The following is a 13,998-nucleotide window of genomic DNA, read 5'->3' on the forward strand; positions in this document are numbered from 1 at the left end:
CTCACAAATGAAACGCGTGTAATTAATAATCATACCCTTTATCGCATTAAAGCATTAAAAGACTTTGCTGATGTTAAAGCAGGTACTTTAGGGGGCTTTATTGAAAAGGAAGATAACCTTTCTCATGATGGCAATTGCTGGGTTTATGATAATGCTTGTGTTGTAAAATCTGGTCGTGTTTATGAAAATGCAAGGGTATATGGCAATGCTGCCATTGGTGGTTTTGTTTATAGCAATGCGCATGTATATGATAAAACCCGCGTGTATTTTGGAGCTCATGTTTATGATAATGCGCATCTTTCTGATAAGGTGTGGGTTTATCAATATGCAAGGGTTTATGGGAATGCAAAATTAACAGGAAGTGCACGCATTTATAGCAAAGCTGAGGTTTATGATCATGCTGTTGTAAGTAGCTCTTCAAAAATTTATGGCAAGGTTTATGGCAATGCTAGCGTGGATGGGTATGTTAAGGTCTATGGTTCTGTTTATGGGAATGCAAAAGTGACTGGTTATCACACCATTAGAGGTTTGGTACATGGCAATGCAAGGTTAAAAAGAGATGGTTATTCATATGTCAAACAAAACTTTTATTATGCATATGGAATTCCTGAAGATTGTGAAATTTATGAAAACGATACCGTTGTAAAGATTATTGAAAATAACGCTGCGTAAAGACGCGCGGGCGCGGCGGGGGCGCCCCTCTTTCAAATTTTCCCATTCCAAATTTTATCAAATGTTTATCACATTAAATTGTGAGGGTATCTCTATGTGCAAAAAATACGAATTAACCAGTGAAATCAAAAAAATCAAACATGCTCTTACTCGAAATATTATAAATCTTTATCGCATTAAAGCTTTAAAAGATTTTGATGATGTACAGGCGGGGTCTTTAGGCGGCTTTATTGAAAAGGAAGTTAACCTATCCCATGATGGTAATTGCTGGGTCTATGATGAGGCTTGTGTCTATGGTCATGCAAGAGTGTATGATGATGCAAAAATACGGCATTATTCGCAAGTCTGTGGTCAAGTTTATGGCAATGCTGAGGTCTATGGAAAAGCTTTTATCTCTCAATATGCTAAAGTTTATGACCATGCTTTTGTCTATGGCAATGCTCATGTTTATGGCAATATTTATGGTAATGCTCATGTGAATGGTAGTGCCCGCATTCTTGCTGATGCTCATATTTATGATCATGCGCATGTTTCTTATGATGCTACGGTTTTTAGTTATGCACGCGTTTATGGTCATGCCAAGGTTTCTGGCTTGGCTTGTATTTATAGCCATGCAAAAATTTATAATTATGCTGTTATTAATGGTCGTGCAAAGATTTATGGCAAGGTTTATGGGAATGCTTGTGTGAGTGGCTCTTGTGAGATTTATGGCTCTGTTTATGGCAATGCTAAAATCTCATATTGTGCAACGATCTGGGGGCGTGCTTATGGCAATGCAAAAATCAATAAAAAAAGCAAAGTAAGGTTGGTTCCAAAAAATTGTGAGGTGTATGAAAGGGATAATGTTGTCAATATAACTGATAAAACAGAATAAAAAGAGACATGGGGGTGCCTTCTTGATGGCTATAAACGCATTATAAGATAATTGCTTAATATACATATCATAAAAGAGAGCATTCATAAAAGAAAGCCGTGTCAAGTGATATGACGCGGCTTTCAAATAACGATTATAATGATAGAAAAATAATCATCCACAATGGAGTAATGAATGCATATATACAAAACGTATTATATTGCAAGCGCTCTATTGAGATATGAAAACTTATCAAAAGGAATGTAAATGATGCGTATGATCTTTAATCACTCTTTTGAATGGGAGAGCCTATAAATGCTTTTTGTCGCCATTAAATATATCAATCATAATGTCTTTATCTTAAAGAGATTTATTTAAAACAAAGCCCATGATCAAAATGCTTCTTTTAAAACGTTTCAATATACTAAGCTCAAAATCGAGCTGAGTGAATTCAAATAACGCATTCTATAAAATCAAAACGCTTGTTAGCTTTAACAAAACTCGTTTTTTACATTTACGAGTATTGGTTTTCAAAACAATCTCTCATAAGACAAATAAATAACCGCTTTTATCAAACGAAAGGCTTTAAAAACTGTTATTAAACATCAGTTTCAAACGTTTCTTATAAAAATCTCATTTTATTTTCAAACGTTTAAATGTTCATTTAGAGAGGTTCTCATAAGCATCTTTTTATTTTGTACTCAAACATAACTTCTTTGCAAATTAATTGCTCTATATTTGGCTAGCAAACTTTAAACATTATAGCTCTTATCTAAAAATTTAGAAAAATCCCATGCCTTGTGATGTTATAACAATTTTGAATTTTACCTGCTTATCTTTGTCTTAATAGCTGCCCCCAAATTTGGAAAGAGCTCATTTGGTTTCGTATTTTTAAACTATAACTTTTAAAACGTTTTTAGTACCAAATCTAAAGTAGATAGTTATTCTACTGCCATGGCATTATTTGCCTCCATTTTTTTATGGAAGCGAATAGTTCCGTTCTTCAAAACTAGCCTGCAATCTATTCATTAAAAGGCTTTTGATTTCATAAGATATAAAAGACCTCTTTACCGTTTTTTAAACTTTTAGACAGCGTTTTAAAAGCGATCTTGTCCTTAATCCTTTTATGCAATCTTTAAAATGTTCGCTGTTATGATGATGCTGTTATGACAGCTCTCTATTTTACGCTTCTAATTTTGAGAACTGTAATTTTATGTTTTTATCATGTGATTAACAATCCAATCTTTAAAACAAGATGGGATCTTTAAACGTATGCGATTTGTGCTGTGATAAAAACGTATCATAAAATTTATGAACTGTTATGAATGATAACTGCTTTTCATTTCATATGAACGTTTACATGCGTTATAATATTTACATTATGATTTGCTTTTTATGGTCTATTCATACATGGCAATCTTATATAAAAAATGGTCAAATGAATCATGCATAAAAAGATGGATTCTTGAGTGGATTCATATAAAATAATTGCACACAAACTATTGACTTTATTGTATTTTTTGATATGATACCGAATTCACTTGGATGAAGCATTTATGAAGCGAAACATGAATGGAAAAAGTTTAGCATTATTTGCTGCTCTATTTTAGAAAACGCTTTGTTCATTAAGTGGAGTGTACCACTAGAGGTGAACGTTTTATAGGGCACCCCATCATGTGAGATATGGTAGGCATATAAGCCTTCTTGAGGCATTAAATGTTTTGAGAATGCATGATGAATATTTTAAATCTTTCTTGTCGAGTCTTATGGAAGTAAATCCTATTAAGGAGAAATTAAATAGAACCCGTTAGAATGAGATTGCTTGCAGACTGAATTTTGTTAAAAATTCTCGTCTTCTGAGATGTGAAGAGGAGGACAAATGAAATATACTGCGCGACGATTCTTAAGATTTAACCTAAAAAGAGGCGGGGGAAGTGAATAGTATATCTGCTAACAAACAAAAGAACAAAAAAGAAGGTTGATGCCAAAAACAGCTTAAACCTCCGTTCTTCCAAAAAAATGAACTGGTATCGAGATAGTTGAGCAGTTTAAGAGGTTTCGTTTAGTCTTTTTAAGATTTTCGGAAAAGAGGTTATGAGGATTTCTCACTTTTAGTTTTGCAGAAGGTGGTGCAAATTATAGGTGTTTAGGTTTATGCAAATAAATTATGATCGTGCTCAAGTTTTAAAATGTGACCTAAGACACAGCCATTTTCTGTTCCTTTATGCGAGTAACTTAGCTTTCTTTAGAATATTTTGTTTAAGGCATCGCTTTTTTCTGCCTTATCTCATGATTTTGGAGCTGAAGGATAAACAAGCCATTTGAGTTTCTAGGGTAAGGATGCCGTCAGATACTCGGTAGGGGGCGTGATCTTAAGAACTAATATCATGAGATGCGGGTTTGATTTCATGAGTTTGGTGAGGAAGACAAAAAGTTTGAGAGGCGGATAGCTTTTTATTTTGAATGATGTATGAATGAAAGGGGCTTTCATTTATTGAAAAAGAATAAGCTCATATTCAGCAGATGTGAGATGAAGTAAGAGAACATCGTAATACCAAGCTGCAATTATGCTGCTAAAGAACATAATGGCCGCTAGTGATGAGCAATGGTATGTCTAGTTGGTATGGTATTCTTCCTCCTGCTACAAGTTCGATACGGAGCGCCATTGTGTTGCACATTAACACTCTTGTTTTAAAGAAACATTTCTCAAGGTATCCAAGCCTATTTTGCGACGCTGTTCATGGTAAATCTATTGAGCACCTCCATCTTTACGCTTATGAAGTAATAAGCCGGCACCATCATTATATTTGCCAGCTCGTGGGTGTTGCTGATAGACCTTGCATTAAGACGGTTCATAAGAGCCATTTTTAGTCATTTCTTGTACAGTTTTTCTCCACACACTCATCCCGCTTGTGATGTGCAAGCGGGTGGTTTTGATTGATTCAAGATAAACAGATTTGAAATGAGAAAATCTTACGTTATTCAGAGTTCTAATTTAATATGAATGACGCTATATTATCATTATAAATCAATATATTGTACATATAAAAAAGAATTCTAAAACCACCCGCTATAAAGTATAAGAAGCGAATAATTAATCTACGAAAGAACAAAAGACAAAAAAATATTCAAAAATCAATATTTTGAATATCACAACTAATATTTTGCGTATTTATAGTGAAATTATATGCATGATCGTTCGTAAAATGCGCTGTTTTGTGTGTGGAGTTTCTTCCTTGGTATCTTGTGTGTTCGCAGGTGTCCTATCCATTTCCTCCTCTCATTCTTAAGCTAAATCCTAAAATTATTGCGCACTTTATTGTGTATTCTTAACAAAAGGCAAAAAATATTTTCAAAATCATCACGCCTTACCGTTTATTTCCATAGGGATATAGACATCAATAAATGCATCATATGATTTGGGGGATACTCAAAAAGATCAAAAGATTCTCTCTTGTTGATTTAATTAAGCATAGAAGAAATATCTTAAAATCAAGCAATTTTAAGCTTTTTTTAAGTTTTTTGGGTAGAACAAGAGGCATTAATGAATAGGTCTAGATTCGATAATTGAAGATGTTTTTAATAGAGAGAAAAGCATGACGCTGCAATCGCTTTTACAGAGCTATCGTGATGAAGCGCGTACCGAACGAGATAAAGGTACATATTTTGAGCGTTTTGCTCTTGCTTATCTGACACATGATCCTCTTCAGTCTGGGTGTTATGAGAAGGTTCAAACCTTTAAAGATTGGGCTCATGAAAATGCTTGGAATGGTCATGATACTGGTATCGATCTTGTGGCAAAGATTCGTGATGGAGGGGGTTTTGCGGCAATACAATGTAAATTTTATGATGCAGCCTATCGAATTAAAAAAGCAGATATTGATAGTTTTATTTCGGCATCAGGGAAAGCTCCATTCAAGCGGCGTGTTATTATAGATAGTACTGAAAGTACTTGGAGTGATAACGCTGAAACAATGATACGGGGGCAGGATATTCCTGTTATACGGATTAATCTTTCCGATATACAACAAAGTCCGATCCGTTGGGAAACTTTTGCAGCCCAGGGCAAAGTTGTTTTGGAGGATAAAAAGAAGTTGCGTCCACATCAATTGGAAGCATTGCGTGATGTGCGTGCTGGGCTTGCTCAAGCAGATCGGGGGAAGCTTATTATGGCTTGTGGTACTGGTAAGACATTTACCAGTCTTAAAATTGCTGAGGATTTGGCGGGTGAAGGCAAGTTTGTTTTGTTTCTTGTTCCTTCCTTGGCACTGATGTCACAGACGGTGCGTGAATGGACAACGGATGCAGGAATCGGATTGACATCTTTTGCTGTTTGTTCCGATACACAAGTGGGAAAGCGTCGTAAAAATAGTGATGATGTTGCTGAAATTGATGTGTTTGATCTTGCTTTTCCGGCGACAACCGATGCTGCTAAACTTGCAGAACAGGTGGCGAAGAGTGTTGCAGATAAGATGACCGTGGTGTTTGCAACCTATCAATCTATTCAGGTGATTGCTGATGCTCAGAAAAACTATGGTTTGCCAACATTTGATCTTATCATTTGTGATGAAGCGCACCGTACAACAGGGGCAACGCTGGTGGGCGAGGATGAATCCAATTTTGTTAAGGTGCATTCTAATGATGTTATTTGCGCCAAGAAACGCCTTTATATGACAGCGACACCACGTATTTTTGGTGATAACGCAAAAAGTCGCGCGAATGAAGTTAATGCTGTTCTTGCTTCTATGGATGATGAAAAGCTTTTTGGTAAAACACTTTTTTATCGGGGTTTTTCATGGGCAGTACAAAATGATCTTTTAACAGATTATAAGGTTATTGTCTTAGCAATGGACGAAAAATTGGTCAGTTCCGCTGTTCAGAAGCGCCTTAGTGATAGCGATTCTGAGCTTATTCTTGATGATGCAACAAAGATTATTGGCTGTTATAAGGCTTTGACAAAACAAAATATGAAGGCTGATGTTGGTACGGATTTATATCCTATGCATCGTGCTTTAGCGTTTTGTAAAACTATTAAAAGTTCTGAACTTGTGCGTGATGAGTTTTCTGCGGTTGTTAGAGAATATCTTGATTATACAAAAGAGGATACAGAAAATGAGCATTTTCTGAAGTGTGAAATTGAGCATGTTGATGGCACTTTCAATGCGAAGGATCGTGGTGCATTACTTGACTGGTTGAAAGCTGATAGTGGGGATGATGTTTGTCGTATTTTGACCAATGCTCGGTGTTTGTCTGAGGGGGTGGATGTTCCGGCTCTTGATGCGATCATGTTTTTAAATCCACGCAAAAGCCAGATTGATGTTGTGCAAGCGGTTGGGCGGGTGATGCGTCGCTCTGAAGGTAAAAAGATGGGATATGTCATTTTGCCAATTGGTATTCCTCCTGATACTCCAGTGGAACAGGCTTTGAACAACAATGATAAATATCGGGTTATCTGGCAAATTTTAAATGCTTTGCGTGCGCATGATGATCGTTTTGATGCGACGATTAATAAGGCATCCCTCGGGCAAGATATCAGCAATGTGATTGAGATTATTGGTGTCACGCAGAGCACTGAGTTACAGGCTGTTACGGCTGTTGTAGACAATCTTCCGGTTCGCTCACAGCCTGCACGAGCGGGAATTGGAAGTCTGGAGCATGATTGCTTTCTTACAGAGCAGGTAAACGAGGAGTTTTCTTTCTTCGTAGATGAACTTTCTCGTGCGATTTTGGCAAAGATCGTTAAGAAATGTGGGACACGTGATTATTGGGAGGATTGGGCGAGCAATATTGCTGAAATTGCTAAGAATCATATCACGCGCTTAACAGGCATTCTGGCAGAGCCAAATACTGAGGCGCGTCAAGCCTTTGACAGGTTTGTGGCAGAACTGCGTGATGACTTAAATGATGCTGTTACAGAAGCTGATGCGATTGAGATGTTGGCACAGCATATTATCACGCGTCCTGTCTTTCAGGTGTTGTTTGAAGGCTATCAGTTCACACGTGAGAATCCTGTCTCGCGTGCTATGCAGCGTATGCTTGATGTGCTTGATGAGGCAAATCTTGATAAGGAATCCAAAGATCTGGAAAAATTTTACGCAAGTGTAAAATTACGAGCCAGTGGCATTACGGATCCAAAAGCAAAACAGAGGTTGATTGTAGAGCTTTATGATAAGTTTTTTCGTTATGCTTTTCCACGCACTGTAGAAAAACTAGGCATTGTTTATACCCCCGTCGAGGTTGTGGATTTTATTTTGCACTCTGTCAATGATGTCTTAGAGCAAGAATTTGGGCAAACGCTTGGCTCACCGGGTGTGCACATCATGGATCCTTTTACTGGAACGGGTACTTTTATCACGCGGCTTTTACAATCGGGTCTGATAAAGCCAGAAGAAGTGAAACACAAATTTTGTCGTGAAATTCATGCCAATGAAATCGTGCTTTTAGCCTATTATATTGCAGCCATTAATATTGAGACGACCTATCATGGTCTGATGGGGGGCGATTATGTTCCGTTTGAGGGAATTTGTTTAACCGATACATTCCAGCTTTATGAGCAAGAAAAAGACCTGATCAGTGATTTGCTGGTGGATAACAGTACACGTCGGGCGCACCAGAAGGAACTGGATATTCGTGTTATTGTTGGCAACCCCCCTTATTCTTCTGGACAAAAAAGTGAAAACGACAATGCGCAGAATATTGGCTATCCTAAATTGGATCGTCGCATTCGTGAAACCTATGCCGCTCAATCTAAAGCAAGCAATGTTAATGGACTTTATGACAGTTATATTCGTGCCATTCGTTGGGCAAGTGACCGTATAAAAGACTGTGGTGTTATTGGTTTTGTGACAAATGCAGGTTTTATCAGTAGTTACTCTACGGATGGTTTACGAAAATGTTTAATCGAGGAATTTAGCAACCTTTATATTTTCCATTTGCGGGGGAATCAACGAACTTCTGGAGAACTCTCTCGAAAGGAGGGGGGAAAGATTTTTGGTTCTGGGTCTCGCGCACCTATTGCGATTTCCATTTTGGTTAAAAATCCGGATGCACAACAGCATGGGAAAATATATTTTCGTGATATTGGAGATTATCTCACAGCAAAAGAAAAGCTCCGTGAACTTCAGAGGTTGGGGAGTATTGGTGGTATCACACGTGAACACAGCTGGCAGATGATTACACCTGATGAGCATGGCGATTGGCTGAATCAGCGCAATAATGATTTTGAAAAATTTCTAGCCTTAGGTGACAAGAAAGGCAGTGATAAAAGGCTCTTTGAAAATTTTTCTGGCGGTATACAAACTAGTCGTGATGCTTGGACATATAACTCAAGTCGTGAAGCTTTAGCAAAGAATATGAGCAATATGATTGCTTTTTATAACAGTGAAGTAGAGCGTTTTAATGCTGCGTATCTACATTCTGATCGCAAAGCACGTGCAAATGCTGTGAACGATTTTGTCAATACAGATTCTAGAAAGATTAGTTGGAGTAGTAGCCTTAAAGAAGAATTAATAAGGGGGAAAGCTTTTAAATTTAAAGATACGTATATTACCCAGAGCCTTTATCGTCCTTTTACACAACAGTGGCTCTATTACAATCGTGTTTTTAACCATAGAGTTTTACAAATGCCACGTATTTTTCCTCTGGAACAAGCGGCTGAAAATAAGGTGATACAAGTTACGGGAATTGGAGCAAGCAGTGGCTTTTCTGTTCTGATGACTAAGAATTTATCTAATCTTCATGCAATGGATACTGGTCAATGTTTTCCACGGTATGTTTATGAAGATGCTGTGTCCTTGAAAAATAAGGAGGGGGATCAGGTTCATTTGTTTGCAAATTTTGCAGAGGAAAGTAAAGAAACTGGTTTAGAGCGGCGTGATGCTCTTACGGATGAAGGGTTGGCTTATTTTAAGGCAGCTTATCCTGGTGAAATGATAACAAAGGATGATTTGTTTTATTATGTTTACGGGATTTTGCATTCTGAAGATTATCGTGCTCGTTATGCGCATAATTTATCTAAACAATTGCCGCGTATTCCAACAGTTAAAAAGGTAGAGGATTTTTGGGCTTTTGTTACAGCGGGGCGCAAGCTTGGTGATTTGCATATGAATTATGAAGAGATTGAACCCTATCCCGTTACCTATAAACAGGGAGATCCAAGAACTTGGGTGATTTCTGATGAGAAGAGTTTCTATCGTGTTGAAGCGATGAAATTTGCTGGTAAGCGTGGTGCTATTGATAAAAGCACAGTGATTTATAATGCGAATATCACGATGCAGAATATTCCTCTTGAAGCTTATGAGTATGTGATCAATGGCAGGCCTGCTCTTGAATGGGTTATGGAGCGGCAGGTTGTCAAAACGGATAAAGCGAGTGGGATTGTGAATGATGCCAATCGCTATGCTGTTGAAACGGTGGGTAATCCAGCTTATCCATTGGAATTGTTTCAGCGGGTTATTACTGTAAGCTTGGAAACAATGAAAATTGTGCGCAACCTGCCAAAATTGGAAGTGAGAGAAACTGAAAAGGTTAAATTATCCATTGTGCGGTAAAATAGCGCTGTGTCGTAACAAACTGGCACTATCACACACCTTGTCAGCTCGTGGGTATTGCGACAGCCCTTGGCACTTGAGACACGTCCATAAGAGGCATGTCTTTCTTGTACAGTTTTACGCTGCGCAGGCTCTCTTCCTTTGTGATGTGCAAGAAAATGGTTTTGATTGATTCAATAGAGAACAGATTTGAAATGAGAGAATCTGATGATATTGAGAGCTCTCATTCAAGTTGAAGCGTAATAAATTTCATTATAAATCAATATATTGTATGTGATAAAGCACCTTAGGCAGTGAGGTCGCTAAAATTATGACGCATGAGCTTTAGCGGTAGTGATGAATATTCTCAGGCAGGGTTTTCTTGTCGAGCTTTATGTGAGTAAACCATATAAATGGGGAAGCTGAGTGGAACCTGTCCAGAGAAAGTGGATTGTTTACAAATCGTTGCTAATAAGAATCGTCGCCTTTTGAGATGTTGAGAGGAAATGACAATTCTCATGAAATCTGTCTTTTGAGGTGTTCTGATATTGAAGTGAGCAGGTGGAACGCGTTAGACAAGAAGCTGAGTTATTATTGTTTACAGATCAATAGAGTTTAAAAGTTTTCGTTCTTTTTGGGAGAGGAAACCAGACAAAAGGTGATCTTAGAGAGCGAAATGATTTCAAAAAAGATTGCGATAAAAAACGTAGGGTATTTGTCGCGGTGTGCGTTTTGAGCTTATTTCTATCTGTGATCTAAAATGCTCTTATGAAGATGCTTTTTAGAATAAGAGATTGTTACTAATATATTGACTTATAATGATAGTTTAACATTCTCTCTGTTGAATGAGAAATCTAAGTATTATAAATTTTCTCATTTTAAATCTATTAAAATTACTTCTTTGCATGTCATACGAGGTTGGTATGTTCGTGTTTAAGAAAGGCGTAATGCATGCCTCTTACCAATCATCCCAAGAGGTTTAAGAGCTATCGTAATACTTGGGAGGTGGCAAAATATAGGGTGAGGCGGTTTGCATTTTTTATGAAGGGTAAAGAGGGTGGTGTCAATAGATCTCCTATAATAAGTCGGGAGATCTTATAGTTGTCTGGGGACTCTATTTACAAGAGCTTATAATATTGGGATGGCATGTACAGATCCGCGCTGTGAGATATGTTTGGGATGTAAGAGATGTTTTGGGTGAACGTGCAAATACAGTGACACGTGCATTGGGATGTTCTGCGTTGTATGAGGGTAAGCTCTGTCGAGTTTTTATAGAGGCAACTCGTGTGGAAGGGTATGAAAGAAAGGTATGAAGAGGTCAGAAGATGGCAAGGTTTTTAAAAAGTCAGAAGGATAAAGATTAGAATGCGGTTCTGATATAGACTTGGAGCGTTTTAATATATTGGAATATAAGAATGCGGATTTGATTGATCTGTTGTATTGCACTTTCAGCATTGTTCTTTTTAACAGGATAGGCAATGAAATGGATATCAGGCATTAAATATTTAAGTTCTCGCATTGAGCGCCACACATGGTAATCATGGGTGACGATATAAAGGGTTTTATAGTGGTGTTTTTTGATCCAATCGGCGCTTTCTTTAGCATTTCCTCTGGTGTTAATCGCTTGATGTCCGATGTCAATACAACAGGAGATAAGCCGTGGGGTAATATGCATGTTGTGCATGAGACTTTTCAGATTGGTTGTGGTGTTTACGCCACTGATGAGGAGACGTGAACCAAACCCCCTTTGTAAGAGATTAAGTCCTGTCTCTATTCGGTTTTCTCCGCCTGTAAGCACGATAATGGCATCCGCTTTGGGGAGAGGTGTTGGGGGAGAAAGTCGTTCAGTTTTTTCAGAAAAAATAATAAAACCGCCCCAGAAAATTAAAACAATGATTGAAAGAGTAAGGGTTGTCGGTGGAAAATAGCGAAATAAAAAGCAGGGAGACCAATTATTATAGTGGGTCCGTTTTGGAAGAGGACGTTCTAAATTGTTTTGCGTCAATGAGTTGAAAGTATTGTAAGTCATAAAATTAAAATAAACCGTTTTCACATTGATCAATTTTTTTCAGTTGCGCTAAAATAGTCATGCGGTTTGTAAGGGTGGTAAGAAAAGAAACGAAAATAATAAGAAAAATGATTTTTCCGTAGGGGATGGAACTTATGGAAAGATGTCCAAACAAAGCTGTTACTTGGCTAGCTTCTACTCTTCCCAAGTTATAATTCGTCCAGAGACAAAAGGCTGAAAATAGAAATATGCTTGTGAGACCACCATATAAAGCACCACGCAGCGCAGTTTTAAAAAAATGCCAGTCAAATTGGCGAGCAATGAAAAGAGTTTCAGTACCAAGGAAATATAAGACATTGATAATATGTGTATTTTCTGCCAATGCATTGCGGGTGGCAAAAATGATGGTGAGGATAAGAGAGCCTAAAACCAATGCTAAAATTGAAAAACCAATGAAAACAGTGGTGTGTGCCATGGTCGCAAAACGATGAACCCAAACACGGTGATCATCAAATTGACCTCCTGGAATTTGGGTTTTAATGGCGTGATTAATGGCTGCAAAATTGATTTTTTCATCCCCATTCAGGGTCACAATGATGAGGCGGGGAAGGGGTAGTTCATTGACATTGAAGCCTGTTCCAAGCCATGGCTCCAGTAACTTTTCTGTAGCTTTTTGGTCAACAATTTTTGCATCTTGTACACCAGAAAATGTTTTAACCAATTGTACGGCATCACGGAGTGCTTTGTTGATATCAACATTGTCAATGGGGCGTATTTGTATTGTTGCTTCATAGCTAATCTGATTACTCCAATTTTGGGCGGCACGTTGGACCAAATCAACACCGATTAAGGTGAGGCTTGAAAGAAATGTCATAATAGCAATCACGGCAACTAATGCTTTTCCAGAAATATTACCACTGGGAATAATCGCTGTTGTATTTTTTTTATTGCTTGTAAAAATGGGGAAAGATTTATTCATGAATCGTCATCCGTCCGTTATGGAGAAGCATACGCCGTGCTGCAACTTGTTCCATTAAGGCAATATCATGGGTGGCAATGATAACAGCCGTTCCAAAACGGTTTAATTCAATAAACAAACGGAGGAGGCGTTTTGCCAAGGGCGGATCGACATTTCCGGTGGGTTCATCGGCAAGTAGAATTTCAGGTTGATCAATGAGTGCGCGTGCAATGGCTACCCTTTGTTTTTCCCCACCGGAAAGAACCGGTGGTAAAACATGAATATGATCTCCAAGACCTACCCAACAGAGAAGATCTTCCACTTCACTGCGATAGGTTGCTTCTTCTTGTCCTTTAATGCGTAAAGGTAAGGAGACATTTTCATAAGTGGTCATGTGGTCGAGTAAACGAAAATCTTGAAAAACCACCCCGATACGTTGTCGCAGCGCAGGGAGCTCTTGTCGTTTGAGTAATGCTGTGTCTGTTCCAAAGAGATCAATATGACCGCGGGTGGGTTTGAGTGCCAAAAACATAAGACGCATCAGCGACGTTTTCCCTGCTCCAGAGGCACCTGTGAGAAATTGAAATGATCCAGGAGGAATATGAAAGCTAATATCACGAAGGACCTCAGGGCCCATTCCATAGCGTAGGCCGACATTTTCAAAATGAATCACTTTTTATTATTACTCCTGATTTTATATTGCATCATTTATTCTAAAAACTCTTACTTTCATTGCTTTAGATTTTTGTTGTAAGCTTGTTTATTTTAGATTTCATGGTTTTCAATATTTTTTATACACCCTCGTTATAGATAAATATTTTTGCTCAAGAATATTATCACTTATACTTTCTTTTTTTAGCCTTATTTATGATTTTAGCAGGAATTTCAAAGGGATTCTAGCATAAACATCAGAACTATTTTTCCTTCTTACTCAGAAGCTTTTTTTGCACTGAGTGGACATTGGGTGATTTTAAAAAGC

General features: G+C 37.8%; 6 protein-coding genes and 1 pseudogene. 3 read left to right on the forward strand and 4 right to left on the reverse strand.

The window, feature by feature from the left end:
• Together ACFILO_RS03185 and ACFILO_RS03190 are read left to right on the forward strand one after the other, a co-directional pair.
• Positions 1-672 (forward strand): hypothetical protein (locus ACFILO_RS03185; protein WP_375677813.1); only part of this gene is annotated, 672 nt, incomplete at its 5' end.
• A 94-nt stretch (positions 673-766) separates the two neighbouring features.
• Complete coding sequence (locus ACFILO_RS03190) at positions 767-1,546, forward strand: hypothetical protein (protein ID WP_375677814.1); 780 nt, start codon at positions 767-769, stop codon at positions 1,544-1,546.
• A 2,659-nt stretch (positions 1,547-4,205) separates the two neighbouring features.
• Here ACFILO_RS03190 and ACFILO_RS03195 read toward each other — a convergent pair.
• Positions 4,206-4,390, reverse strand: a pseudogene (locus tag ACFILO_RS03195) (integrase); the annotation flags it as partial.
• 731 nt (positions 4,391-5,121) lie between these two features.
• On the opposite strand from ACFILO_RS03195, the gene ACFILO_RS03200 reads away from it, so the two are divergent.
• Positions 5,122-10,074, forward strand: coding sequence for a DEAD/DEAH box helicase (locus ACFILO_RS03200; protein ID WP_375677815.1), 4,953 nt, complete (start codon positions 5,122-5,124; stop codon positions 10,072-10,074).
• A 1,339-nt stretch (positions 10,075-11,413) separates the two neighbouring features.
• Here ACFILO_RS03200 and ACFILO_RS03205 read toward each other — a convergent pair.
• From ACFILO_RS03205 to ftsE, 3 genes are read right to left on the reverse strand one after another with little or no spacing between them, the layout of a single operon-like run.
• Positions 11,414-12,082 (reverse strand): YdcF family protein, encoded by a 669-nt coding sequence (locus tag ACFILO_RS03205; RefSeq protein WP_375677816.1) that lies wholly within the window; start codon positions 12,080-12,082, stop codon positions 11,414-11,416.
• Positions 12,083-12,086: 4 nt separating this feature from the next.
• The gene (locus ACFILO_RS03210) at positions 12,087-13,040 is read right to left on the reverse strand and encodes a cell division protein FtsX (protein WP_375613168.1); all 954 of its coding nucleotides are present in this window, start codon (positions 13,038-13,040) and stop codon (positions 12,087-12,089) included.
• Positions 13,033-13,692, reverse strand: a complete 660-nt coding sequence (gene ftsE / locus ACFILO_RS03215) for a cell division ATP-binding protein FtsE (protein ID WP_273723097.1) — start codon at positions 13,690-13,692, stop codon at positions 13,033-13,035. The genes ACFILO_RS03210 and ftsE overlap by 8 nt, the downstream gene beginning before the upstream one ends.
• Between the last annotated feature and the right edge of the window lie 306 nt (positions 13,693-13,998).

Origin of the sequence: Bartonella sp. AP72JLCBS, assembly GCF_042195705.1 — a bacterium.
Lineage (GTDB): Bacteria > Pseudomonadota > Alphaproteobacteria > Rhizobiales > Rhizobiaceae > Bartonella.

What these genes read in the sequence shown, in the direction of transcription:
- ACFILO_RS03190 (WP_375677814.1), top strand. Translation starts at nt 767, where the DNA reads ATGTGCAAAAAATACGAATTAACCAGTGAAATCAAAAAAATCAAACAT.
- ACFILO_RS03200 (WP_375677815.1), top strand. Translation starts at nt 5,122, where the DNA reads ATGACGCTGCAATCGCTTTTACAGAGCTATCGTGATGAAGCGCGTACC.
- ACFILO_RS03205 (WP_375677816.1), bottom strand. Translation starts at nt 12,082, where the DNA reads ATGACTTACAATACTTTCAACTCATTGACGCAAAACAATTTAGAACGT.
- ACFILO_RS03210 (WP_375613168.1), bottom strand. Translation starts at nt 13,040, where the DNA reads ATGAATAAATCTTTCCCCATTTTTACAAGCAATAAAAAAAATACAACA.